The sequence below is a fragment of the Actinomadura sp. NPDC048955 genome, from assembly GCF_040649435.1.
GTDB lineage: Bacteria > Actinomycetota > Actinomycetes > Streptosporangiales > Streptosporangiaceae > Spirillospora > Spirillospora luteofluorescens.
In genome coordinates, this window is the sequence record NZ_JBEZJI010000006.1 from 78463 (window position 1) to 102347 (window position 23885).

The window sequence follows — 23885 nt, forward strand, 5'->3', positions numbered from 1 at the left end:
GCATGATGACCTCACCCTGGGATCGGCGGGCGCGCGGGGTGGACACTGGTGGGGACCCGCGCACGAGGAGGGCCTGTGTCCGAGGAGATCGTTTTCGCGTCCGCCCGCGACCTGGCGCGCCGGATCCGCGCCCGCGAACTGTCGGCGCGCGAGGTCCTGCAAGCGCATCTCGACCAGATCGAGCGGACGAACTCGCAGGTCAACGCCATCGTCACGCTGGTCGCCGAGCGGGCGGAACGGCAGGCGCGCGAGGCCGACGAGCGGCTGGCCGTCGGCGAGCCGCCGGGCCCGCTGCACGGCCTGCCCGTCGCGCACAAGGACACCCACGCCACCGCCGGAATCCGCACCACCTCCGGGTCGCCGATCTTCGCCGACCACGTCCCCGGCCGCGACGAGCTCGTCATCGAGCGGATCCGCGCCGCGGGCGCCGTCACGCTCGGCAAGACGAACACGCCGGAGTTCGCCGCCGGCTCCCACACCTTCAACCCGGTGTTCGGCCTGACCCGCAACCCCTACGACCTCTCCCGGTCGGCGGGCGGCAGCAGCGGCGGCGCCGCGGCCGCGCTGGCGTGCGGGATGCAGCCGCTCGCGGACGGCGGCGACATGGGCGGCTCGCTGCGCAACCCGGCCTCGTTCTGCAACGTCGTCGGGCTGCGCCCCTCGCCGGGCCGGGTGCCGTCCTGGCCGGTCCTCGCGGGCTGGTCGACGCTGGGCGTGCAGGGCCCGATGGCCCGGGAGGTCGCGGACGTCGCGCTGCTGCTCTCGGTGCTCGCCGGTCCCGACCCGCGCAGCCCGATCGCGCTGGAGACGCCCGGCTCGGCGTTCGCCGTGCCGCTGGACCGCGACCTCGCCGGGCTGCGCCTCGCCTGGTCCCCCGACCTCGGCGGGACGATCCCCGTCGACCCGGCCGTCACCGGCGTCCTCGAACCCGCCGCCAAGGTGTTCGAGGAGATGGGCTGCGCGGTCGAGGAGGCCTCGCCCGACCTCACCGGCGCCGACGAGGTGTTCCGGACCCTGCGGGCCTGGCACTGGGACATCACCCTGCGCCCCCTGCTGGACGAGCGGCGCGCCGACTTCAAGCCCTCCCTCGCCGAGAACATCGACGCCGGCCGCTCCCTCACCGGCGCCGACCTCGGCCGCGCCGAGACCCTCCACACGGCGCTGTTCCACCGCGTCCGGGAGTTCTTCGAACGCTACGACGCGCTGCTGCTGCCGGTCAGCCAGGTCCCGCCCTTCGACGCCGGCGCCGAGTACCCCGGCGAGGTCGCCGGGCGGCCGATGCGCGACTACCTGGAGTGGATGCGGTCGTGCTTCCTCATCTCGGCGACCGGGTGCCCCGCGCTGTCGGTGCCCGCCGGGTTCACCTCGGACGGGCTGCCCGTGGGCATGCAGATCGTCGGCCCCCACCACGCGGACCTCGCCGTCCTGCGGATCGGCCACGCGTTCGAGCGGGCGACGCGCCACGGCGCCCGGCGCCCGCCCCTCGCACTCCCCTAGGTCCCCTCGCGGGGGATGCGCAGGACGAAACGGGCGCCCTGGTCGCTGTCGGCGGCCACGAGCGTGCCGCCGTGCGCGCGGGCGATGTCGCGAGAGATCGTCAGCCCGAGGCCGGTACCGCCGCGGTCGCGCTCGCGGCCCTCGGCGAGCCGGTGGAAACGCCAGAAGATCCGCTCGCGGTCCTCCGGCGCGATCCCGGCGCCGTCGTCGCGGACCTCCAGCACCGCCTCCGGCCCGTCCGCCGCCACGCTCACCCAGATCCGCGACTCCGCGTGCCGCTCGGCGTTGTCCAGGAGGTTCGTCAGCAGCCGGACCAGATGGGCCCCGGTCACCCGGGCCGTGACGCCCTCGTCCGCCGCGACCTCGACCGGGACGCGGCGGGGCCGCCGGCTCACCTCCGCCCGGACCAGCTCGCCGAGGTCGACCCGCTCCCGCGCGACGTGCACGCCCGCGCCCAGCTTCGCCAGGAGGAGCATGTCGCTGACGATGGCCTGCAGCCGATCGGCGTCGGCGAGGGCCGCCCGCGCGACCGCCGGCCAGTCCTCGTCCTCCGGCTGCTCCAGCGCCACCTCCAGCTGGGTGCGCAGGCCCGTCAGCGGGCTGCGCAGCTCGTGCGAGACGTCCGCGACGAACGCGCGCTGCCGGGCGAGGACGTCCTCCAGCCGGTTCAGCATCACGTTCACCGAGTCGGCCAGCTCGGACACCTCGTCGTTCGGCTCGGGCACGGTCACCCGCCGGTCGGCGCCGCCGGTGATCTCCGCCATCTCGGCGCTCATCACCCGGACCGGCCGCAGCGCCCGCCGGACCGACAGGGACACGATCCACCCCACCACGGCTGCCGCGACCAGCACCGTCACGATGAGCAGCGCGATGAACACCGGCCTGTAGCGGGTGAACGTCGTGATGGGCGCGCCGGCGTAGACCATACGGGTGCCGAAGCGGGTGTCCACCCGCTCGGTGACGAAGTAGAAGTCGGCGAGCCCCTGGAAGCGCAGGGTGTGGTACTCGGGCCGCCCCGCCATCGGTGAGACCGGCACCTTCAGCGGGCCGCGGCCGTGCAGGGACTCGCTGGCCGCGAGCACGTTGCCCTGACCGTCCAGGACCTGGAGCAGCGGGTAGCCGGGATCCTCGACGCGGATCGACCCCCGGAGGTCGGTCTCGCGCACGAGCGTGGCCAGATCGGTGACGACCAGGGTGCCCCGGTCGTGCAGGCCTCGGTAAACGGTGCTGCGGATGGCCTGGTAGAAGAGCGTGACGCCGACGATGAGCAGAAGCGTAACGATCAGAGTCGCGGCCGCCGTCACGCGGGTCCGCACGGACCAGTACGACGGCGACAGCAGGTCCCCGATTATCCGCACCCCGGCGCCCCTCCCCCTTCCGCTCGCACGCGGCGGCGGGCGCCGCGCCGCGTCGACGCGCCGGGGGGAGAGCGCAGAACTGGTTCTTACCGGGCCATTGCCCTGCGAAACATCGCCACATACCGGACCGGTGCCCGCGCGGGCGGCGCCTCCCACCCCTGGGGAGCCGTCCACGCGGGCACCGCTTCCCTCACTCTGCACGTCCCCGATGCACGGGGTGCTACATCGACGTGACGATCACGTTTCCGCCCTTCTTCGGAAAAACCCGCCATAATTCGCCGCCGAAAGGGGATGGGTGGGCGGGAGAGACGGAAGGGGGGTGCTGAGGCACCGCATGGATACTGACTTCAGGCCACTCGAACCCGCCGACCCCCGCGAGGTCGGCGGACACCGGCTGCTGGGCAGGCTCGGATCCGGCGGCATGGGCACGGTCTTCCTGGGAGCCGACCCCGTGTCGGGCGGGCGCGTCGCGGTGAAGACGATCCACCCGCACCTCGCCGGCGACCCCTCGTACCGGCGGCGCTTCCGCGACGAGGCGCACCTCGCGAGCCGGGTCGCCTCGTTCTGCACCGCGCGGGTCCTCGCCCACGGCGAGCAGGACGGCCTCCCCTACCTCGTCACCGACTACGTCGGGGGCGTGTCCCTGCACGACCGGCTCACCGCAGGCGGCCCGCTGCCGCCCGCCGACCTGCACGGCGTCGCCGTGGGCGTCGCCTCGGCGCTCGCCGCGATCCACGCGGCGGGCCTCGTGCACCGCGACCTCAAGCCCGCCAACGTGATGCTCACCCTGTCCGGGTGCCGCGTCATCGACTTCGGCATCGCGGGCAGCCAGGACGAGCCGGACGAGGCCGCCACGACCGGCCAGGTGTTCGGCACCCCCGGGTGGATCGCCCCGGAGGTGCTCGTCGGGGGCCCGTCGTCCCAGGCGGCCGACATCTTCTCCTGGGGCTGCCTCATCGCCCACGCCGGGACGGGGCAGATGCCGATCGGCGGCGACCCCGCGACGCTGCGCACCGCGGCCGGGGACGCCGACCTGTCCGGCCTTCCGGACTCGCTGGTCCCGCTCGTCCGGTGGGCGCTGGCGCAGGACCCGGCGGACCGGCCCACCGCGACCGACCTGCTGCTCGCCCTCGTCGAGCAGCCACAGCCGCACGCCGCGGGCCGCCTCGCACCCCGCCCCGCTCCGCCGGAGGACACGCCGTCGCGCGCCGCGGCCCGGCGCTCCCTCCCGCCGCGCTCCCGGCGGCGACGCCCCGTCCCGGGGCCCTCGACGCCGTTCCGGTCCCGCGAGTCCGGCGCCGAGGACACCGACACCAGGGCGTTCACGCCGCTCGGCGTGGCGGACGCCACGACGTCCACCCGCACTCGGCTGCTGGCGGGCGCGGGCGCCGCGGCGGGCACCCTGCTGTTCGGGGCCATCATCCTCGGGATCACCGGGGCCAAGGCCGCGCCTCCCGCCTCACCCGGCGCGCCGGCGCCGTCCGCGCCGGCGGTCTCCGCCGCCCCCGCGAAGAAGGCCAACGCCGTCAGGGCCGGAACCTCCCGGCGGCCCCTGGTGAAGAACCACAAGCAGAAGCCGAAGCAGAAACCCCAGGAGAAGAAGAAGCCGAAGTCGAAGCCGAAGCACGCGGCGAAGCACGGCAAGGTCAAGGGAAAGGCCAGGTCCAGGCACTGAGCCCGGCCCCCTGGGCCGCGCCCGTCAGGTGCGCCAGACCAGGACGAGGGCGCAGTCGTCGTCGCGCGAGGCGGACATCGTCTCCACCAGCTCCCGCGCGCCCCTGCCGAACCCCTGCGGGACGAGCCGCTCCGCCTCACCGAGCAGCCGGTCGATGCCGGCGTCGAGGTCGCTGCCCGGCGACTCCACCAGGCCGTCGGTGTACAGGAGCAGCGCGTCGCCCGGCCGGAGCTGCCCCCGCTCGGGCACGCAGTTCAGATCGGGCACCACGCCCAGCACCACGCCCTTGGCGGAGCTGACCCGCCAGGCGCCGCTGCCCGCGTCGAACTGGACGGCGGGCGGGTGCCCCGCCGACTCGACGGTGTACTCCCCCGTGCGCAGGTCGACCACGACGTGGACGGCCGTCACGAAGCCCTCGTCCCAGCGCTGGCGCTGCAGGTAGACGTTGCAGGCGGGCAGGAAGTCCTCGGGCTGGACCGATCCAAGCAGCCCTCCGAAGGCGCCCGACAGCATCAGCGCCCGCGTTCCGGCGTCGGTGCCCTTCCCGGACACGTCGACCAGCGCGACCTCCAGCTTGTCGCCGTCGGAGGCCGACACCACGAAGTCGCCGCCGAACGAGGAGCCCCCCGCCTGGAGCATCACGACCTGCGAGCTCCAGCCGTCCGGCAGCTCGGGCATCTCGCCGTGCCGCCGGAGCCGGTCGCGCAGCTCCAGCAGCATCGAGTCGCCGCGCAGGCCCTGCACGCCGAGCTGCTGGCGGGTCCGGGCCAGGGTGATCGCGAGCACCGCGGTGATGCTCAGCGTGGCGATCATGCCGAGGCCGAACGCGGCGACGTCCTTCCAGACGTTGTAGGCGGCCATCGCGGCCACCACGGCCAGGAGGGCGGCCAGGCTCCGCACCTTCAGCAGCAGCCCGCCGACCACCACGATCAGCACCAGCGCCCCGGAGGGCGCCAGCCCGCGCGAGTCGCCGGACGTGGCGATGCCGATGGCGACCGCGAGGATCGCCAGCGCCGCGAAGACGTACCTGTCCCTGGTCAGCGTGCCCCGCCTGAGCCACCGGTAGAGCACGACCAGGAACGGGATCCTGCGCAGCACGGCACGCACGCGCGGCGGGAGCAGCTGCACCAGACGTTGAAGCATGACTCCGGCACTGTATCGAGCAATGCGCCCGGTCGGTCAGTATCCGACGGCACCAGTGACGCATCGTAACGATCGTGCTACGTGAAATCAGGGTAAATGTGGCCTTGCGACTATCTCGGAGGGAGCGGCCCATGGTTCAGCCGGGCATGCGGATCACGGTGGACGCGGCGATGCGGGCCCGCGACGTCTCGCGCTCGCCCGCCGGGGGCGGGGAGCCGCCCGCCGGCGCCGGACCCGCGGCCGCCTCCGGATCGGCCCCGAACAGGCCCGGCGACACCGGCAGGCGGACCAAGGCCGAGAAGAACGAGCGGCGCCGCCTCGACAAGCGCGGCGCCCGCCGGCCCCCCGAGAACGGGCGCTAGCCGGACGGCTCGGCCCGGCTCAGCCCTCGCGCGGCAGCGGGGGCAGCTCGCCGGTGTGCTCGTAGGCGCCGAGCATCCTGATCCGCCGGGTGTGGCGCGGCTCCTTGGAGTAGGACGTCGCGAGGAACAGCTCCACGAAGCGGGTCGCGGTGTCCAGGTCGTGCTGGCGCGCCCCGAGCGCGATCACGTTCGCGTCGTTGTGCTCGCGGGCGAGCACGGCGGTCTCATCGTTCCAGACCAGCGCGGCCCGCACGCCCTTGACCTTGTTCGCCGCGATCGCCTCGCCGTTGCCGGAGCCGCCGATCACGACGCCGAGCGTTCCCGGCTCCGCCGCCGTCCGCTCGGCCGCCCGCAGGACGAACGGGGGGTAGTCGTCGACGGCGTCGTACACGAACGCGCCGCAGTCGACGGCCTCATGCCCGTTCGCCTTCAGCCAGGAGACCAGGTGCTCCTTCAGTTCGAAACCGGCATGGTCGGATCCAAGAAACACGCGCATGCGCCCGATTGTCGCAGGCCCGCGCCGTGCCCGCGCGCGGGGGTCAGCCGTCGTCGTCACGCTTGCGGTCGATGATCGTCCGGTCGGCCAGATCGAGGTTGTCGTCCTCGGGCGCGTCCTGCGGGCCGTCGGCGGGGGCGTCCTTCGACTCCTCCGGCTTCTCCGCCTTCTCCGGCGGCTCTTCCGGGCTCTCCTCCTTCCGCCCCTCCGGCTCCTCGGGCGCTTCTGGCTCCTCGGGCGTCTCTGGCGGTTCGGGCGCCTCGGGGGCCGCCTGCTCCTGGGGCGGCGCGGACGGCTGCGGGGGCACCGGCGGCACGCCGAACTGCCCCGGCTGCTGAGGCTGCGGGACGGGAGCGGCGCCCCAGGCGGGCTGCTGCGGCTGCCCCTGCGGCGGGACGTACGGGACGGCCGAGGGGTGCGGCGGCATCTGCTGCGGATACGGCTGCCGCTGCACCGGCATGCCCTGCTGGGGCAGGTAGGGCTGGGCCGGGGCGTAGGGCTGCCGCGGCCGGGGCCCGGACTCACGGGTCCGGGCGAGGAAGAACCCGGCCAGGGCGCCGAGCCCGGCGAGCCAGCCGAACGCGAAGCCGAAGGAGGCGCCCTGGCCGACCGTGGCGTTGAAGGTCGCGCTGAACGACGTCTCCTGGAACTCGAACGCCCAGCGGGTGAGCGGCGCGGCCACGATCCCGGACACGCCGCCCGCGACGACCGCCGCCCACCAGCCGATGATCAAAGCGCCGAACGGCCCGCGCTCCGGGTCGGCCAGCCGGGCGCCCGCCAGCACCAGCGCCACCAGCACGCCGAAGAAGACGAGCAGGCTGAAGTCGTCCAGCAGCACCTGCTTCGCGCCGAGGCTCCCCATCGGCGTGATCCGCCAGGAGAGCGTGAGCAGCCACGTCACCACGGGCCCGATGCCCTCGTCGTACCTGATGTGGCTCTTGTTGATCTCGTCGACGACCCACTGGTTGCCGAAGAGCAGCGCGAGGAGCGCCATGGGAGCCACCGCGCCGCCCGTCATCGCGAGCATCCGCCGCATCGTCATGGCGGGCAGAGTAGTGCGGTTCCGTCTCCGCCGGTAGGGCCCGGACTACCCGCAGTAGGCGCTAGGAGGCGGGGACCGGGAAGCGGAACCCGGGGTCGACCTGCGCTTCGAGGTCCTCCCCCGCGGCCGGGCTCGCCCAGCTCCGCGCGTTCTTCACGTGGAACTCTACGGCCTGCCGCTGGAACTCGTCCCAGTCCTTGACGCGGCCGTCCACCTCGGCGCGCATGACGTCGAGGGCGGCGGTGTTGCGGTCCTCCAGTTCGACGCCGTCGCGGCCCTGCTCCAGCGCCCGGACGGCGGCGGATTGGCCGACCCAGGTCAGCAGGTCGTCGCCGACGTGCTCGCGCAGGTAGGCGACGTCCTCCTCGGACTGCACCTTGTTGCCGACGACGCGGATGGCGACGTCGTAGTCGCGGGCGTACTCGGTGTACTGCCGGTAGACGCCGACGCCCTTGCGGGTGGGCTCGGCGACCAGGAACATCAGGTCGAACCGCGTGAAGAGCCCGGAGGCGAACGTGTCGGCGCCGGCGGTCATGTCGACGACGACGTACTCGCCGGACCCGTCCACGAGGTGGTTGAGGTAGAGCTCCACCGCGCCGGTCTTGGAGTGGTAGCAGGCCACGCCGAGGTCGTCGTCGTTGAACGGGCCGGTGGCGAGCAGCGTGACGCCGTCGACCTCCTGGCCCGCCTCGTGGAAGGGGTCGTCGCCGCGGAACCGCAGCAGCCGCGACCCGGAGCCGGGCGGGGTGGTCTTGACCATCGCGGCCGCCGAGGAGATGCGCGGGTTGGCGCCGCGCAGGTGCTCCTTGAGCTCGGTGAGCCGGTCGCCCAGCGCGGGGATCTTGGCGGCGCGGCCCTCGTCCAGCCCGAGCGCCACGCCGAGGTGCTGGTTGATGTCGGCGTCGATGGCGACCACGGGCAGCCCGCGTCCGGCCAGATGGCGGACGAACAGCGCCGACAGGGTGGTCTTGCCGCTGCCGCCCTTGCCGACGAACGCAACCTTCATGAATGCCCCCATTTTGGATATGAAAACCGTTACCACTGTCAGGCAATGAGTCTCCCGGAGCGGGGCCGGGCAGGCAAGCGGAACGGCCGAAGTGCCGGCGATCCGGCGAGGCGGGCGGGCGCGTCGGTCAGCGCAGGGCCGCGGCCGGGTCGAACCCGAAGGGCAGTTCCAGGCGGTGCGCCGCGAGCAGCTCGGCGTCGGTGAGCAGGTCGCGGGTGGGACGGTCGGCGGCGATGACGCCGCCGGAGAGGATCACCGACCGCGGGCACAGCTCCGCCGCGTACGGCAGGTCGTGCGTGACCATCAGCACCGTCACGTCCAGGCTCAGCAGGATCTCGGCGAGCTCGCGGCGGCTGGCCGGGTCCAGGTTCGAGGACGGCTCGTCCAGCACGAGGATCTCCGGCTCCATCGCCAGGACGGTGGCCACGGCGACGCGGCGGCGCTGGCCGAAGCTGAGGTGCTGCGGCGGGCGGTCGGCGGCGTCCCCCATGCCGACGCGGGCGAGCGCGTCCGCCACCCGGCGGTCCAACTCGGCGCCGCGCAGGCCGAGATTGGCGGGGCCGAACGCGACGTCCTCCCGGACGGTCGGCATGAACAGCTGGTCGTCGGGGTCCTGGAAGACGATGCCGACGCGGCGTCGGATCTCCCGCAGCGCCTTCCTGTCCTGGGGGCCGACGGCGAGACCGCCCACCCGGACCTCGCCCAGGCCGCCGTGCAGGATCCCGTTCAGGTGCAGGACGAGCGTGGTCTTCCCGGCGCCGTTCGGCCCGAGCAACGCGACGCGCTCCCCGCGCCCGACCGTGAGGTCGACGCCGTACAAAGCCTGAGTGCCGTCGGGGTACGCGTAGGCGAGGCCCTTCACCTCGAGCGACGGGGTCATGGGGCAATCCAAGCAGCCAGCGCGACGAGCGCGGCGGCCGAGGGCAGCGCGGCGGCGGCCGTCCACTGCGCGGCGGTCGCGCCCACGGTGTCGATGACGGGCATGCGGCCCTCGTACCCGCGGCTCACCATGGCCAGGTGCACCCGCTCGCCGCGCTCGTAGGAGCGCAGGAACAGGGCGCCCACGGACCTGGCGAGGACCCCCGTCGCGCGGATGTCGCGGGCCTCGAAACCGCGGGCCGCCCGCGCGACCCTCATCCGGCCGAGCTCCGCGGCGACGACGTCGGCGTACCGCAGCATGAACGTGGCGATCTGCGTGATGAGCTGCGGCATCCGCAGCCGCTCGATGCCGAGCAGCAGCAGCCGCGGCTCGGTCGTGGCGGCCAGCAGGATCGAGGCGACGACGCCGAGGGTGCCCTTGGCGAGGATGTTCCAGGCGCCCCACAGCCCGCTCTCGCTCACCCGCAGCCCCAGCACGGTGATCTTCTCGCCGTTCGCGACGAACGGCATGAGGAAGGCGAACGCGACGAACGGCACCTCGATGGCGATGCGCCGCGCGACCGTCCCGAACGGAACCCGGGCCGCCGCCGTCACGGCCGCGAGCAGCAGCGCGTACACGCCGAACGCCCAGATCCGCTCGCGCGGCGTGGCGACGACCAGCAGCACGAACGCCAGGACGGCGACGAGCTTGCACTGCGGCGGCAGCCGGTGCACCGGCGAGGCGCCCGGCACGTAGAGCCGGTGCGCGTGGCCCGCGCCCATCAGCCCTTCCGGGACGGCTCGGACGGCGCCGTCTCGTCCCGCTCCGGAGCCGCCTGCGCGGCGGCCGGGCCGCGCCGCCGGACCGTCCAGAACAGCCCGCCGCCCACGAGGAGGACGAGGCCGACGCCGATCACGCCGGACAGCCCCCCGGACAGCCGCGCGTCGTCGACGCCCTTGACGCCGTAGTCGCCGAGCGGCGAGTCCTTGAGCGAGTGGTCCTTCTCCTTGGCGCTGATGCCCTTGTCCTCGGCGACCTTCTCCAGGCCGTCGGGGTTCGCGCTGGCGTAGTAACTGACGATCCCGGCCAGGAGGAGGGAGACGAGCAGGAACCCGGCGAAGAAGCGCTTGGTGGTCATCGTGGTCCTCCTCAGGCCTGGGACGGCTTCGGTTCGGCGGCGTTCCGCCCGCCCGTGCGCAGCTCCAGCGGCTTCATCAGCCCGCGCGCCCCGTACACCAGGTCGGGCCGGACGGCGAGCACGCTCGACACGGTCACGGCGGTGATCAGCGCCTCGCCGATGCCGATCAGCACGTGCACGCCGATCATCGCGGCGGCGACCTTGCCGATCGAGACGTCGGCCGTCCCCCCGATCGCGTAGATCAGCGTGAAGGCCACGGCCGCGGCGGGCACCGAGACGACGGCCGCGGCGAACGACGCCCCCGACACGGCGGCGCGGGTCTTGGGCAGCACCCGCAGCAGCAGCCGGAACAGCCCGTAACCGGCGACCACGGTGACCAGCGCCATCGTGGTGATGTTGACGCCCAGCGCGGTCAGGCCCCCGTCCGCGAACAGCAGCGCCTGCATGAGCAGGACCACCGACACGCACAGCACGCCGGTATACGGCCCGACGAGGATCGCGGCGAGCGTCCCGCCGAGCAGGTGCCCGCTCGTCCCGGCCGCCACCGGGAAGTTGAGCATCTGCGCGGCGAACACGAACGCGGCCGTCAGCCCGGCGAGCGGCGCGGTGCGGTCGTCGAGTTCCCGCCGGGCGCCGCGCAGCGCGACCCCGACCCCGGCCACCGCGACGGCGCCCGCAGCGAGCGAGACCGGCGCGTCGATGAATCCGTCCGGTACGTGCACGACTCAACCACCCCTACCTCTTTGCAGCCAGCAGGACCAGTTTGTCGGCATACACCTCGTAGTTGCAACATCCTTGCAATAGCAACCGGTGTGTGGCCCGCCGGCAAGGGCGCGAGGACGGCCGCGTTCCGCGCTCAGTCGAAGCTCGGGTCCGCCGTCCTCGTGCGCTTCAGCTCGAAGAAGCCGGGGACGCTCGCGACCGCCAGAACGCCGTCGAACAGCTTGACGGCGTCCTCGCCGCGCGGGATGGGGGTGATGACGGGGCCGAAGAACGCGTGGCCCTCGACCTCGATCACCGGGGTGCCGACCTCCTGGCCGACCCGGTCGATCCCGTCCTTGTGGGAGGCGCGCAGGGCCTCGTCGTAGCCGGTGGACTCGGCGGCGTCCGCGAGGGCCGGGTCCAGGCCCGCCGCGGTCAGCGACTCCTCGAAGAACGCGCGGCCGAACTTCTGCCGCTCGTGGTGCCTGCGGGTGCCCATCTCGGTGTAGAGCCGCCCGAGCACTTCGGAGCCGTACTTCTGCTCGGCCGCGATGCACACGCGGACGGGGCCCCAGGCGTCGGCGAGCATCCGCCGGTAGTCCTCGGGGATGTCCTTGTCCTCGTTGAGGACGGCCAGGCTCATCACATGCCAGCGCACGTCGATCGGGCGCTGCTCCTGCACTTCCAGGATCCAGCGGGAGGTGATCCACGCCCAGGGGCACAGGGGGTCGAACCAGAAATCCACGGGTGTGGGAACGTCCTCGGGCAACGTCGCCTCCTAGAGATTGCGCATGTCCCCAGCGACAACCCGGGGGCGGCCGTCCCGATTCCCGTCGGCGAGAGGTCCCCGAAGGCCGTGGCGGACGGGCCGTCGGGTCGTCCGGTTGGTAGACATGGGGGCACCAAGCCTTTAAGCCGACCAAGGAGTTCATGTGGCAGGCAACCTCACGCGCGACGAGGCGCGGGAACGGGCCCGGCTGCTCAGCGTCGCGTCGTACGCGGTCGACCTGGACCTCACGACGGGCGAGGAGCGGTTCGGCTCCACCACCGTGGTCAGGTTCGGGAGCGCCGAGACCGGCGCGTCCACCTTCATCGACCTGCACGGCGCCGTCGTGCGGGAGGTGACCCTGAACGGCGAGGCCCTGGACCCCGGGTCCTACGACGCCGAGAAGGGCCGGATCCCGCTGCCCGGCCTCGCGGCCGACAACGAGCTGCGGGTCGTGGCCGACTGCGCGTACTCCCGGTCCGGTGAGGGCCTGCACCGGTTCGTCGACCCCGTCGACGACAGCGTGTACCTGTACTCGCAGTTCGAGACGGCCGACGCGCACCGCATGTTCACCTGCTTCGACCAGCCCGACCTGAAGGCCACCTTCGAGCTGACCGTGAAGGCGCCCCAGAACTGGGAGGTCGTCACCAACGAGGCCGCCGAGACGGCCGGAGACGGGACGTGGCACTTCCTGCCGACGCCGCAGATCTCCACCTACATCACGGCGCTCGTGGCCGGGCCCTACCACGTCGTCCGGGACGAGTACCGCCGCGAGGACGGCACCGTCATCCCGCTCGGCGTGTACTGCCGCGCCTCGCTGGCCGAGCATCTCGACGCCGACGCGATCGTGGACGTGACCCGCCAGGGGTTCGGCTACTTCGAGAAGGTCTTCGGCCGCCCGTACCCGTTCTCGAAGTACGACCAGCTCTTCGTGCCCGAGTTCAACGCGGGCGCCATGGAGAACGCGGGCTGCGTCACCTTCCTGGAAGACTACGTCTTCCGGTCCAGGGTGACCGACGCGGCCTACGAGCGGCGCGCCGAGACGATCCTGCACGAGATGGCGCACATGTGGTTCGGCGACCTCGTCACCATGCGCTGGTGGGACGACCTGTGGCTGAACGAGTCCTTCGCCACGTACATGAGCGTCCTGTGCCAGGCCGAGGCCACCAAGTGGAAGGGCTCGTGGACGACGTTCGCGAACCTGGAGAAGGCCTGGGCCTACCGGCAGGACCAGCTGCCGTCCACGCACCCGATCTCCGCCGACATCCCCGACATCCGCGCGGTGGAGGTGAACTTCGACGGGATCACCTACGCCAAGGGCGCGTCCGTGCTGAAGCAGCTCGTGGCGTACGTCGGCCTCGACAACTTCCTCGAAGGCGTGCGGCGTTACTTCGACCGGCACGCGTGGGGCAACACCGTCCTCACCGACCTGCTGGGCGCGCTGGAGGAGACGTCCGGCCGCGACCTGGCGTCCTGGTCGAAGGAGTGGCTGGAGACCGCCGGGGTCAACACGATGCGCCCCGAGTACGAGGTCGACGGCGAGGGCAACTTCTCCTCGTTCACCGTGCTCCAGGAGGCCAAGGCCGACTACCCGACGCTGCGGGCCCACCGGCTCGCCATCGGCCTGTACGACAAGACCGCCGACGGGCTCGTGCGGCGCGAGCGGGTCGAGCTGGACGTGGTCGGCGCCCGCACCGAGGTCCCGCAGCTCGTCGGCAAGAAGCGGCCCGACCTGGTCCTGGTCAACGACGACGACCTCACCTACGCCAAGGTGCGCCTGGACGAGCACTCCCTGAAGACGCTCGTCGAGGACATCGGCGAGGTCAAGGACAGCCTGCCGCGCGCCCTGTGCTGGTCGGCGGCGTGGGACATGACCCGCGACGCGGAGATGGCGACGCGCGACTACGTCCGGCTGGTGGTCAAGGGGATCCGCGGCGTCACCGACATCTCGGTCACGCAGACGCTGCTGCGGCAGGCGCGCACCGCCGTCCAGCAGTACGCCGACCCGGCGTGGCGCGAGGAGGGCCTCGCCCTGATGGCGGACACCCTGTCGGAGCTGGCCCGCGACGCCGAACCCGGCTCGGACCTCCAGCTCGCCTACACCCTGGCGTTCACCGCGTCGGCCGTCACCGGCGAGCACCTGGCGTTCGTCCAGGGGCTGCTGGACGGCTCGCAGGTCCTGGACGGCCTCACCGTCGACACCGACCTGCGCTGGGCGCTGCTGCGCCGCCTCGTCACCACCGGCAAGGCGGGCGAGGCCGAGATCGACGCCGAGCACGAGCGGGACCGGACCGCCGCCGGGGAGCGGCACGCCGCCGCCTGCAAGGCCGCGATCCCGACCCCCGAGGCCAAGGCGGCCGCCTGGGAGCGGATCGTCGCCGGCGACCTGCCGAACGCCGTCTACCGGGCCACGCTCGGCGGCTTCGTCGAGCCGGACCAGGCCACGCTGCTCGTCCCCTACCTCGACGCGTACTTCGCCGAGGTCGGGCGCGTGTGGAAGGAGTGGACCAGCGACATGTCCCAGACGTTCGCCGAGGTCGCCTACCCCTTCCTGGTGATCGAGCAGTCCACGGTCGACCGCACCGACGCCTACATCGCGGAGAACGACCCGCCGGCGGCGCTGCGGCGGCTCCTGTCGGAGGGGCGCGACGGCGTCGCCCGCGCCCTGCGCGCCCGGGCGAAGGACGCCGCCTCCGCCTGATCCGTCCGCGGCCGTCCTGCCGAACCGGCCCAAAGGCCCCGTGACCATGCGATCGTTACATGGTCACGGGGAGGGGACGCGGTGGAGACGGCTCGGGACGTACTGACGGCGCTGGCGCGGCGCTACGCCTTCGGCGACCTGGAGGCGCTGATCACCCAGGGCACCCTGGCCGCGGACGGCCGCGCCGCGCCGGTCGCGGCGCTGTGCGCGTTCGGCCAGCGCGTCCTGGACCTGGACGCCGAGGACTTCGGCATGCCGGAGGCGGCCGGCGAGGTCCCGCGGGACCTCCTCGACCGGGCCCGCGCCAGCCGCATGCCGCAGGCGGCGCGCGAGCACCCCCGCGGGGCGCTCGCCAGCCTCCGCCCCGCCTACCGGCTGCTGCTGGAGGTCATCGCGATCCGCTGGCACCGCCGCGACATGGCCGCGCTCGTCGCCGCCGTCCACATCGCCGGCGAGTACCTGCCGATGCTGGCCTGGGAGACCGTCCTCGGCCACGCGGGCGACCCGGCCCGGATCAGGGCCGCCGTGGGCGGCGAGGGCAGCCGCTTCGGCGTCCCCGTCGAGCCGGGGACGGCGCGCGTGTGCGACCACACCCGGCCGGAGCGCTCCGCCTGCGAGCGCACCCTGCGGGTCGCCAAGGAGCCGCCGTCCGGCTGGCGCGCCTACCTCGACCGCCAGCACAGCCAGGTCGCGGCCGCGCTCGGCGACTGCGCCGCCCGCTGCCGCACCCCCTGCACGGTCATGACCCGCATGGACGACCTCGTCCGCGCCGACCTCAGCGACCGCTGCAGGCTCGCCGCCGACTTCTCCGACGGCGCCCTGGTGAAGCTGCGGCACGCCGCACCGGTCGGCCACGGGTTCGGGGTCCCCTCGCCCGAGGAGGTCCAGGCGGCCTGGACGCGCGCCCGCAGGTCCCTGTCCCGGCACCCGCTGGGCAAGTCCGCGCTGGCCGACGACGACTCCTACCCCCTGCCGGGCCTGCCGGCCGTCTTCTCGGCGATCGCCACCACCGACCTGCGGCCCGACACGCTCCTGCGCGACGTCACCGAGCGCATCACGTCCTCGCTCGCCTGAAGAGCCGGAGCGCGTCGCGGGCCCTGAGATCCTCCAGGAGGACGGGGCGGCCCTCCGCGTCCCCGAGCGGAACGCGCCAGTTCGGGTACTCGTCGACGGTGCCCGGCTGGTTCTGCGTGCGGCGCTCGCCGACGGCGTCGGCCAGGGAGATGCCGATGAGCCGGGCGGGGGTGCGGGTCAGGAACTCCTGCAGCGCGGTGACGATCTCCTCGTCGTGGGCGTCGGAGCCGTCCGCCAGCGCCCCCGCGACCTCGGCCGGCTCGGCGGACAGCAGTCCCTCGGCGTGCAGCACGGCGAGCCAGTCGGCCAGCTGGCGGCGGTGGTCGTCCTCCTCCTCGGCCCGGGGACGGGTCAGCAGCCCGAGGCGGTCGCGCAGGTCGATGTGGTCGCCGTGCACGAACCCGGTGATCGGCGGCATGTCGTGGGTGCCGACGGTCGCCAGGGACAGCTCCCGCCACCGGTCCGGCGGCTTGGGCCGGCCCCGCCCGTCCCGCTCGAACCAGAGCAGGGACGTGCCGAGGACGCCGCTGTCGGCCAGCGCCACCCGGACCTCCGGCTCGACGGTGCCGAGGTCCTCCCCGACGACCACGGCGCCGAAGCGCTCGGCCTCCCAGGACAGCGAGCCGAGCAGGGCGTCGCGGTCGTAGCGGACGTAGGTGCCGTCGGCGGGGGACGCTCCCTCGGGCACCCACCACAGCCGCGACACCTGCATGGCGTGGTCCAGGCGGATCCCCCCGGCGTGCCGCAGCGCGGCGGCGGCCATCTCGCGGAACGGCCGGTAGCCGTCGAGGGCGAGCGCGCCCGGCCGCCACGGCTGCTGCCCCCAGTCCTGCCCGCGCTGGTTGAACTCGTCCGGGGGCGCCCCTACGCTCATCCCGGCCGCGCAGGAGGCGCTGTACATCCAGGCGTCGGCGCTGCCGTGCGGCACCCCGACCGCCAGGTCGTGGATGACCCCGAGGGGCATCCCCGCGTCCCGGGCCGCGCGCTGCGCCGCCGCGAGCTGCCCGTCCAGCCTCCACTGGAGCCACTCGTGGAAGCCGGCGCGGGCGTGGTACCGGGGCGCGTCCACCACGCCGTGGTCGTGGGCGCCCCGCAGCCCGGACGGCCAGCGCCGCCAGTCCGTGGTGCCCTGCTCCTCGCTGATGGCGCACCACGTCGCGAAGCTCGCGAGCGCGGCGCCCTCCCTCCGCCGGAACTCCTCGAACCGCGGGTCGCGGTCCCGGCGCCGGCCGTACATCGTCTCCAGGGCCTCCAGCTTCGCGGCCCACACCGCGTCCCTGTCCAGCAGGCCCTCCCGGGCGCGCAGCCCGGCGGCGAGGGCCGCGAAACGCTCCCGGTCCGCGGCGGGCAGGTCCGCGTACTCCGGCATGTCCTCGATCCGCAGGTAGAGCGGCGAGGGGAAGCGGCGGCTCATCGGCGAGTACGGCGACGCCCCGACCGGCGCGACCGGCTCGGTCGCGTGCAGCGGGTTGACCAGCACGAAGCCCGCGCCGAGCTCCCGCCCGCTCCAGTCCGCGAGGTCCGCCAGGTCGTGCAGGTCTCCGAGGCCCCACGACGCGGCGGACCGCACCGAGTACAGCTGCGCCGTGAACCCCCACATCCTGGGCGGCGGCGTCAGCGCGCCGGGCGCCACCAGCAGCTGCGTGTACCGCGTCCGCGTCCCGTTCCGGATGCGCAGGCCGCGCCAGCCGGGCGGGACGTCCGCGAGCCCGTCCAGCGGCTCGAAGGAGCGCTCGTCGGGCGGCACATGAGCGTGCGGCGGCGCCAGCACCTCGTCCGTGCCGGACTCGATCTCCACCTCGGCGCCGGCGTCCAGGTGCCCGCCGAGCGCCGCGCGGATCCGGCCGGCGGTGCCGGCGCCGGCCCGGCGGACGACGACGGTCGGCGGCAGCTCCCGCGCCCGGTCCCGGTGCCGTTCGAGCTCCGCCCGGACGGAGGAGGGGGTGGAGGCGTCCACCCCGAGCGCCGCGAGGACGGCGGCGAGCGTGTCGCGCGAGACCGCCGTCTCCCGTCCCCGCCAGTCCTCGTAGCGCGTCGCGACGCCGTGGTGCCCGGCCAGTCTGATCAGTTCGTCGTCAGCCACGCCTGCACCATGCCCGGTGCGGGTCGCGTCACGCCGTCCAGACCGGCGGCGTGCGGCCGATCCAGGGGCGGGCCTCCTCCAGCTGCGCGGACAGCGAGATCAGCGTGCCCTCCGCGCCGAGCGGCCCGGCGAGCATGACACCGATCGGCAGACCCTCGCCGTTCCAGTGCAGCGGGACGTTCACCGCGGGCTGCCCCGAGATGTTGTACATGGCGCAGAACGGGGTGAAGTGCGTCTGCCGCCGGAAGTTCTCCTCCGGGTCCTGGTCGTGGAAGTACCCGACCGGCACGGGCGGCATGGCGAGGGTGGGGTGCAGGATCGCGTCGAACTCGTCCATCACCGGGAACGCGGCGCGCAGCGCGCCCTGCAGCGCCGCGTGGGCCTGGAACAGCTGCGGCGCCGTCGTCCTCTCGCCGAACCCGCGCAGCCAGCGGGTCAGCGGCTGGAGCTCGTCCTCGCCTCCCTCGGGGACGGGCGTCATCGTCGCCATCACGCCCCACAGCGTCGCGAAGTGCGGGACGAGATCGGAGCCGAGCACCTGCGGCAGCTCCACGACCTCGTGGCCCAGCTCCTCCAGGAGCGCCGACGCGTCCTCGTAGGCGGCGACGCAGTCGGGGTGGACCTCGACGTCCGGCACCGGCGGCTGGAGGCTCCGCGCGATCCGCAGCCGGCCCGGCGCGCGGTCGGCGCGGGCGAGGAACGGCCCGTCCGCCTCCGGCGCACGGTACAGGTCGCCGGGCATGTGGCCCGCCATGACGTCCAGCATGAGGGCGGCGTCGCGGACGGTGCGCGCGATCGGCCCGTTGGTGGAGAGCCCGAACAGGTCGGGGATGACCGGCCCCTGCGAGACCCGGCCGCGGGTCGGCTTGATCCCGAACAGCCCGCACACGCTGCTCGGGATCCGGATCGAACCGCCGCCGTCGCTGCCCTGCGCGATCGGCGCCAGCCCGGACGCGACCGCCGCCGCCGCGCCGCCGCTCGACCCGCCGGCCGACCGGGACGGGTCCCACGGCGTGCGGGCCGGAGGCGACACGGCGCCCTCGGTGTAGCAGGGCAGGCCGAACTCGGGGGTCGCGGTCTTGCCGAGGAGCACCGTCCCCGCCGCCGCCAGCCTGGCCACCACGTGGTCGTCGGCGAACCCGGTCAGCTCGGAGTAGACCGCCGAGCCGAACGTCATCCGGACGCCGGTCACCATGTTCAGGTCCTTGATCGGCACCGGGACGCCGTGCAGCGGCGGCAGCTCCGCCGGGTCGCCGGTCTCCAGCACCGCCTTCTCGGCGCGGCGCGCCTCCTCGCGGGCGCGCTCGGCGGTGACCGTCACGTAGGCGCCCACCTGCTCGTTCAGACGTTCGATGCGGGCCAGGTAATGGTCGGCGAGCTCGACCGGGGACACGTCCCGGGCGCGGACGGCGGCGGCCATACGGGTGGCGCTGAGGTCATGAATCTGTGTCACGATCCGGAACGCTAGACGCCGTGTGCGCGGGCATCAAAGAGGGCACACACGACAGCAGCGGCGGAAGGAGATTAATACTGGCCTACCCGACCGTGCCGTAAGAGAATCACTGACGTGGGGCGACAAAACATTAACCCGGCATGACTGGTCGCCCACCCTCCCGATGATTACTCTGCGCACGGAGGATCATGCCCCCGAAGGGAAAGGAACACGGAGCGTCACCATGGCGACCATGGAGCGGGGCAACACGCAGAATGCCAGGGCGCGACCCGAGTCCGAGGAGGCGCGTGAACACGATGACCAGACACCGGTGAAGGAGCGGCTGGAGGGCAGCGCCGCCGCGGCGGTGCTCGACGATCCCAAGATCCGCCGCTGGGCGTACCGGATCGGCGCGGCCGTCCTCGCCGGCGCCGCCGCGCTCATGCTGACGAGCTGGCGGATCGGCCTGACCGTCGCGGTGCTCGTCGTCATCGGCGACTACGTGCGGCTGTCCCGCAAGAGCTCCACCGTCACCGCCTGGCAGAAGTCCTCGGCGGCCGAACGGCGCACCGAGCGGCAGCTCAAGTCCCTGCGGCGCAACGGATACCTCGTGCTGCACGCGCGGGCCGTCCCCCGCGACGACGAGGGCGTCAGCGACGGGCGGATCGACCACCTGGTCATCGGGCCGAGCGGCGTCTACGCCATCGACTCGGAGAAGTGGGACAAGCGCCTCCCCGTGCGCACCATGTCCCACCTCAAGCTCTTCCACGGCCCCTTCAACAAGAAGGACCGGCTGGACGAGGCGCGCTGGGAGGCCCAGATGGCGAGCATGATCCTCGCCGAGCAGGTCGGCTTCGACGTGCCGGTGCAGCCGTCCGTGGCGATCTACGGCCCGTCCATCCCGTGGAAGGTCATGCGGGTGCGCGACGTCGACGTCTACGCGGGCAACCGGGCGCGCTCGTACCTGCGCCGCCGCCCGAAGATCCTCACCGACGGCGACGTCCAGTGCATCTTCCAGGCGGCCGAGGAGTCCCTGCCGCCGAAGTACCCCGACTGAGGGCGAGGGCGGCCCCCTTTCCCGGGCCGCCCGCCGCAAAGCCGGGACACCGCCGTCCCGGCTTTTTTCCTGCCCTCCGGCGGGTTGGTAGCATCGGAGGTCACGGGCCGGCCCGGGCGCGACCTCCGCTGAGCCGGCGGCAGCGCCGCGATCCGCCGCTGCGCGTACCCTTCCAGGCGACCCGCCCGCCCACGCCGAACCATGCGCGGCCCGTCGTCCCCGCACGTCACAGGTTTGGAGAGGTCGAAGATGCCACCGCTCAGGTCACGCACGGTCACCCATGGCAGGAACATGGCGGGCGCCCGCGCGCTCATGCGGGCCAGCGGCGTGGAACGCGAGGACTTCGGCAAGCCGATCGTCGCGGTGGCCAACAGCTTCACCCAGTTCGTGCCCGGCCACGTCCACCTCGACGAGGTCGGCAAGGTCGTCGCCGGCGCCGTCCGGGAGGCCGGCGGCGTGCCCCGCGAGTTCAACACCATCGCCGTCGACGACGGCATCGCGATGGGCCACGACGGCATGCTGTACTCGCTGCCGTCCCGCGAGGTGATCGCCGACGCGATCGAGTACATGGTCAACGCGCACTGCGCCGACGCCCTGGTCTGCGTGTCCAACTGCGACAAGATCACCCCGGGGATGCTGCTGGCCGCGCTGCGCCTGAACATCCCGACCGTGTTCGTCTCCGGCGGCCCGATGGAGGCCGGCAAGCCCGTCGAGGGCGTCATGGGCGGCAACAAGCTCGACCTGATCGACCCGATCATCGCCTCCGCCGACTCCTCCATGCCGGAGGACAAGCTGCTGGAGATGGAGGAGAGCGCCTGCCCGACCTGCGGGTCCTGCTCGGGCATGTTCACCGCCAACTCGATGAACTGCCTCACCGAGGCGATCGGGCTGGCGCTGCCCGGCAACGGCACCGTGCTGGCCACCCACACCGCCCGCCGCCGCCTCTACGAGGACGCCGGCCGCACCGTCGTCGAGGTCGCCAAGCGGTACTACGAGGGCGACGACGCGTCCGTCCTGCCGCTGAGCATCGCCACCCGCGAGGCGTTCGAGAACGCCATGGTCCTCGACGTCGCGATGGGCGGCTCCACCAACACGATCCTGCACCTGCTCGCCGCCGCCACCGAGGGCGGCGTCGACTTCGGGCTCACCGACATCGACGCGATCTCCCGCCGCGTCCCGTGCGTCTGCAAGCTGGCCCCCGCCACCGGCAAGTACCACGTCGAGGACTGCCACCGCGCGGGCGGCATCCCGGCGCTGCTGGGCGAGCTGAACCGCGCCGGCCTGCTGAACGCGTCGGCGCACTCGGTCCACTCCGCGTCCCTCGACGAATTCCTCGCCAAGTGGGACGTCCTCTCCCCCGACGTCCTGCCGGAGGCCGTCGAGCTGTTCCACGCGGCGCCCGGCGGCGTGCGCAGCACCTCGGCGTTCTCGCAGAGCGCCCGCTGGGAGTCGCTCGACCTCGACCGCGAGAACGGCTGCATCCGCTCCGCCGAGCACGCCTACACCGCCGACGGCGGCCTGGCCGTCCTGCGCGGCAACATCGCCCCCGACGGCGCGATCGTCAAGACCGCCGGGGTGGACGAGGAGCTGTGGACCTTCACCGGCCCCGCCGTCGTCTTCGAGTCGCAGGACGACGCCGTCGAGGGCATCCTCGGCGGGAAGGTCAAGGCCGGCGACGTCGTCGTGATCCGCTACGAGGGCCCGAAGGGCGGGCCCGGCATGCAGGAGATGCTCTACCCGACGAGCTTCCTCAAGGGCCGCGGGCTCGGCAAGGCGTGCGCGCTGATCACCGACGGCCGGTTCTCCGGCGGCACGTCCGGGCTGTCCATCGGGCACGCCTCCCCCGAGGCCGCGGGCGGCGGGATCATCGCCCTCGCCGAGGACGGCGACCGCATCGTGATCGACATCCCGAACCGCGTCCTGGAGCTGGACGTCCCGGCCGACGAGCTGGAGATCCGCCGCGAGAAGCTGCTCGCCGACCTCGGCGGCTACCGGCCCCGCGACCGCAACCGCCCGGTCAGCGCCGCCCTGCGCGCCTACGCCGCGATGGCCACCTCCGCCTCGACCGGCGCCGCGCGCGACGTCTCCCAGCTCGACCGCCTGAACGGCTGAGCATTACCCGGCGGGTAATCGCCTTCATTCCCCGTCCAGGGCAAAGTGGTGGGTGTCGGGCGAACCAGCCCGGCCCCACCACCAAGGAGAACGCGATGACCGCCTACGCCCTCGCCTACATGACCCCCCAGCCGCCGCTGCACGACGACGTCTTTGTCTACATGGAGCGCATCCAGGAGACCATGGACCCGTTCGGCGGTCGCTTCATCGTGCACGCCAGCGAGACCGAGGTGCTCGAAGGCCCGTTCGAGGGCGCCTACGTCATCATCGAGTTCCCCGACATGGACAAGGCCCGCGACTGGTACGCCTCGGACGCCTACCAGAAGATCCTCGCGATGCGCGCCGACAACATTCCCGGCACCACCGTGCTGCTCCAGGGCGTCCCGCCGAACTACGACGTCGCCGCGACCGGCCGGGCGCTGCGCGCGGCCCAGGCCGGGTGACCGGTCAGGAGCAGCAGCCCCCGCCGCAGCAGCCCCCGCCCCCGCTCGGCGGCGGCTGCGGCGCCCCGCCACGGGAGGTGCCGGTGACGGCGACCGTGGACAGGAGCTTGACGGTGTCGTCGTGGCCGGCCGGGCACGGGGCCGGGTCGGACGAGTTGATCATCGGGCGGGAGACCTCGAAGGTCGACCCGCACGCGCGGCAGCGGTAGTCATAGCGAGGCACGCACCCAGGATACGTCCCCCGGGTGTGCGCGTCAGGCCGCGGGCTCGGTGACGTAGGCGGCCCACTGCGGATCGCCGTCGTGGACGAGGCCGATGAGCCGCCAGTGCGCCCCTCTCGGAACGGCCGGGGTGATGCTGAGCGTCCAGCCCAGCTCCGACAGCAGCCGGTCGGCCTTGCTGTGGTTGCACGTCATGCAGGAGGCCACGCAGTTCTCCCAGACGTGCTTGCCGCCCCGGCTGCGCGGATGGACATGGTCGATCGTCTCGGCGCGGCGGCCGCAGTAGACGCAGCGGAAGTTGTCGCGGCGCATCAGCGCCGCGCGGGTCAGGGGCACGCGGGTCCGGAACGGGATGCGGACGTAGCGGCGGAGCCGGATGACGGACGGGATCTCGACCGTCATCGTGGCCGAATGGAGCACGTCACCCGAGGTGTCGTGATGGACGATCTCCGCCTTCTCGCGAAGCACGAGGCAGACCGCCCTCCGCAGAGGCAGCGTGGTGAGGGGTTCGTACGTCGCGTTCAGGAGGAGGACCTGTCGCATCAGACGCCCTCCGCCGGGCCGCACTGCCTGATCGCCCCGGTGGTCGCGGCGCAGCGCGCCTCCCACCGAGGCCCGATTATCGTCTCCGGCACCTGCGCACTCGCCATGAGGACCTCCCCAGGGGCGAACCGACCAGAATCAGTGTGGCGTCTGAGGGAGGTCGTCCGCTACCCCA

At 73.2% G+C, this 23885-nt stretch carries 22 protein-coding genes; 8 read left to right on the plus strand and 14 right to left on the minus strand.

The window, feature by feature from the left end; genetic code table 11:
* Positions 1-75 precede the first annotated feature (75 nt).
* The gene (locus AB0C84_RS08545) at positions 76-1497 is read left to right on the plus strand and encodes an amidase (RefSeq protein WP_361062857.1); all 1422 of its coding nucleotides are present in this window, start codon (positions 76-78) and stop codon (positions 1495-1497) included.
* Here AB0C84_RS08545 and AB0C84_RS08550 read toward each other — a convergent pair.
* Positions 1494-2855: an ATP-binding protein gene (locus AB0C84_RS08550; RefSeq protein ID WP_361062860.1), complete on the minus strand. Its 1362-nt coding sequence runs from the start codon at positions 2853-2855 to the stop codon at positions 1494-1496. The genes AB0C84_RS08545 and AB0C84_RS08550 overlap by 4 nt on opposite strands.
* A gap of 334 nt (positions 2856-3189) precedes the next feature.
* Between AB0C84_RS08550 and AB0C84_RS08555 the strand changes: the two genes are divergently transcribed.
* The gene (locus AB0C84_RS08555) at positions 3190-4530 is read left to right on the plus strand and encodes a serine/threonine-protein kinase (protein WP_361062863.1); all 1341 of its coding nucleotides are present in this window, start codon (positions 3190-3192) and stop codon (positions 4528-4530) included.
* Between the two features lie 24 nt (positions 4531-4554).
* Here AB0C84_RS08555 and AB0C84_RS08560 read toward each other — a convergent pair whose 3' ends face one another.
* Positions 4555-5673, minus strand: coding sequence for a PP2C family protein-serine/threonine phosphatase (locus AB0C84_RS08560; RefSeq protein ID WP_361062866.1), 1119 nt, complete (start codon positions 5671-5673; stop codon positions 4555-4557).
* Between the two features lie 131 nt (positions 5674-5804).
* Between AB0C84_RS08560 and AB0C84_RS08565 the strand changes: the two genes are divergently transcribed.
* The gene (locus tag AB0C84_RS08565) at positions 5805-6035 is read left to right on the plus strand and encodes a hypothetical protein (RefSeq protein ID WP_258944446.1); all 231 of its coding nucleotides are present in this window, start codon (positions 5805-5807) and stop codon (positions 6033-6035) included.
* A 19-nt stretch (positions 6036-6054) separates the two neighbouring features.
* Here the strand turns inward: AB0C84_RS08565 and AB0C84_RS08570 are convergent, their stop codons facing one another.
* From AB0C84_RS08570 to AB0C84_RS08605, 8 genes are all read right to left on the minus strand, one after another.
* Positions 6055-6531, minus strand: a complete 477-nt coding sequence (locus AB0C84_RS08570; protein WP_258944447.1) for a ribose-5-phosphate isomerase — start codon at positions 6529-6531, stop codon at positions 6055-6057.
* Positions 6532-6574: 43 nt separating this feature from the next.
* Positions 6575-7573, minus strand: a complete 999-nt coding sequence (locus AB0C84_RS08575; RefSeq protein WP_361062869.1) for a hypothetical protein — start codon at positions 7571-7573, stop codon at positions 6575-6577.
* Positions 7574-7634: 61 nt separating this feature from the next.
* The gene (locus tag AB0C84_RS08580; RefSeq protein ID WP_361062872.1) at positions 7635-8579 is read right to left on the minus strand and encodes an ATP-binding protein; all 945 of its coding nucleotides are present in this window, start codon (positions 8577-8579) and stop codon (positions 7635-7637) included.
* A 127-nt stretch (positions 8580-8706) separates the two neighbouring features.
* Positions 8707-9459, minus strand: coding sequence for an ABC transporter ATP-binding protein (locus AB0C84_RS08585; RefSeq protein ID WP_361062875.1), 753 nt, complete (start codon positions 9457-9459; stop codon positions 8707-8709).
* Entirely contained in the window at positions 9456-10220 is a 765-nt protein-coding gene (gene cbiQ / locus AB0C84_RS08590; protein WP_361062878.1) for a cobalt ECF transporter T component CbiQ, read from the minus strand. The genes AB0C84_RS08585 and cbiQ overlap by 4 nt, the downstream gene beginning before the upstream one ends.
* Positions 10220-10576 (minus strand): PDGLE domain-containing protein, encoded by a 357-nt coding sequence (locus AB0C84_RS08595; RefSeq protein ID WP_218905673.1) that lies wholly within the window; start codon positions 10574-10576, stop codon positions 10220-10222. The genes cbiQ and AB0C84_RS08595 overlap by 1 nt, the downstream gene beginning before the upstream one ends.
* Before the next feature lie 11 nt (positions 10577-10587).
* Positions 10588-11298 (minus strand): energy-coupling factor ABC transporter permease, encoded by a 711-nt coding sequence (locus AB0C84_RS08600; protein ID WP_361062882.1) that lies wholly within the window; start codon positions 11296-11298, stop codon positions 10588-10590.
* Between the two features lie 134 nt (positions 11299-11432).
* Positions 11433-12047: a DsbA family protein gene (locus AB0C84_RS08605; protein WP_179846930.1), complete on the minus strand. Its 615-nt coding sequence runs from the start codon at positions 12045-12047 to the stop codon at positions 11433-11435.
* 163 nt (positions 12048-12210) lie between these two features.
* Here AB0C84_RS08605 and pepN point away from each other — a divergent pair, with 163 nt between their 5' ends.
* Positions 12211-14745 (plus strand): aminopeptidase N, encoded by a 2535-nt coding sequence (gene pepN, locus AB0C84_RS08610; protein WP_339154741.1) that lies wholly within the window; start codon positions 12211-12213, stop codon positions 14743-14745.
* A gap of 81 nt (positions 14746-14826) precedes the next feature.
* On the plus strand, positions 14827-15819 hold the full coding sequence (locus tag AB0C84_RS08615) for a hypothetical protein (protein ID WP_361062887.1): 993 nt from the start codon (positions 14827-14829) through the stop codon (positions 15817-15819).
* Here the strand turns inward: AB0C84_RS08615 and malQ are convergent.
* Positions 15800-17902 (minus strand): 4-alpha-glucanotransferase, encoded by a 2103-nt coding sequence (gene malQ, locus AB0C84_RS08620; protein ID WP_361062890.1) that lies wholly within the window; start codon positions 17900-17902, stop codon positions 15800-15802. The genes AB0C84_RS08615 and malQ overlap by 20 nt on opposite strands.
* Before the next feature lie 28 nt (positions 17903-17930).
* Positions 17931-19355 (minus strand): amidase, encoded by a 1425-nt coding sequence (locus AB0C84_RS08625; protein ID WP_361062893.1) that lies wholly within the window; start codon positions 19353-19355, stop codon positions 17931-17933.
* A gap of 223 nt (positions 19356-19578) precedes the next feature.
* On the opposite strand from AB0C84_RS08625, the gene AB0C84_RS08630 reads away from it, so the two are divergent.
* From AB0C84_RS08630 to AB0C84_RS08640, 3 genes are all read left to right on the plus strand, one after another.
* Entirely contained in the window at positions 19579-20391 is an 813-nt protein-coding gene (locus tag AB0C84_RS08630; protein ID WP_361062896.1) for a nuclease-related domain-containing protein, read from the plus strand.
* A 249-nt stretch (positions 20392-20640) separates the two neighbouring features.
* Positions 20641-22503 carry a dihydroxy-acid dehydratase gene (ilvD, locus tag AB0C84_RS08635; protein ID WP_361062899.1) on the plus strand — a complete coding sequence of 621 codons (1863 nt, stop codon included), beginning with the start codon at positions 20641-20643 and terminating at the stop codon, positions 22501-22503.
* Positions 22504-22598: 95 nt separating this feature from the next.
* Entirely contained in the window at positions 22599-22946 is a 348-nt protein-coding gene (locus AB0C84_RS08640) for a DUF1330 domain-containing protein (RefSeq protein ID WP_179846923.1), read from the plus strand.
* Between the two features lie 4 nt (positions 22947-22950).
* On the opposite strand, the gene AB0C84_RS08645 is transcribed toward AB0C84_RS08640, so the two are convergent.
* Entirely contained in the window at positions 22951-23169 is a 219-nt protein-coding gene (locus tag AB0C84_RS08645; protein ID WP_179846922.1) for a zinc ribbon domain-containing protein, read from the minus strand.
* Positions 23170-23200: 31 nt separating this feature from the next.
* A complete protein-coding gene (locus AB0C84_RS08650) occupies positions 23201-23710 on the minus strand; it encodes an HNH endonuclease (protein WP_179846921.1) in 510 nt (169 codons plus the stop codon).
* Between the last annotated feature and the right edge of the window lie 175 nt (positions 23711-23885).

Coding starts and splice junctions, on each gene's coding strand:
- AB0C84_RS08555 (WP_361062863.1), top strand. CDS start 3,190: ATGGATACTGACTTCAGGCCACTCGAACCCGCCGACCCCCGCGAGGTC.
- AB0C84_RS08560 (WP_361062866.1), bottom strand. CDS start 5,673: ATGCTTCAACGTCTGGTGCAGCTGCTCCCGCCGCGCGTGCGTGCCGTG.
- AB0C84_RS08565 (WP_258944446.1), top strand. CDS start 5,805: ATGGTTCAGCCGGGCATGCGGATCACGGTGGACGCGGCGATGCGGGCC.
- AB0C84_RS08570 (WP_258944447.1), bottom strand. CDS start 6,531: ATGCGCGTGTTTCTTGGATCCGACCATGCCGGTTTCGAACTGAAGGAG.
- AB0C84_RS08575 (WP_361062869.1), bottom strand. CDS start 7,573: ATGACGATGCGGCGGATGCTCGCGATGACGGGCGGCGCGGTGGCTCCC.
- AB0C84_RS08580 (WP_361062872.1), bottom strand. CDS start 8,579: ATGAAGGTTGCGTTCGTCGGCAAGGGCGGCAGCGGCAAGACCACCCTG.
- AB0C84_RS08585 (WP_361062875.1), bottom strand. CDS start 9,459: ATGACCCCGTCGCTCGAGGTGAAGGGCCTCGCCTACGCGTACCCCGAC.
- cbiQ (WP_361062878.1), bottom strand. CDS start 10,220: ATGGGCGCGGGCCACGCGCACCGGCTCTACGTGCCGGGCGCCTCGCCG.
- AB0C84_RS08595 (WP_218905673.1), bottom strand. CDS start 10,576: ATGACCACCAAGCGCTTCTTCGCCGGGTTCCTGCTCGTCTCCCTCCTC.
- AB0C84_RS08630 (WP_361062896.1), top strand. CDS start 19,579: ATGGCGACCATGGAGCGGGGCAACACGCAGAATGCCAGGGCGCGACCC.
- ilvD (WP_361062899.1), top strand. CDS start 20,641: ATGCCACCGCTCAGGTCACGCACGGTCACCCATGGCAGGAACATGGCG.
- AB0C84_RS08640 (WP_179846923.1), top strand. CDS start 22,599: ATGACCGCCTACGCCCTCGCCTACATGACCCCCCAGCCGCCGCTGCAC.
- AB0C84_RS08650 (WP_179846921.1), bottom strand. CDS start 23,710: ATGCGACAGGTCCTCCTCCTGAACGCGACGTACGAACCCCTCACCACG.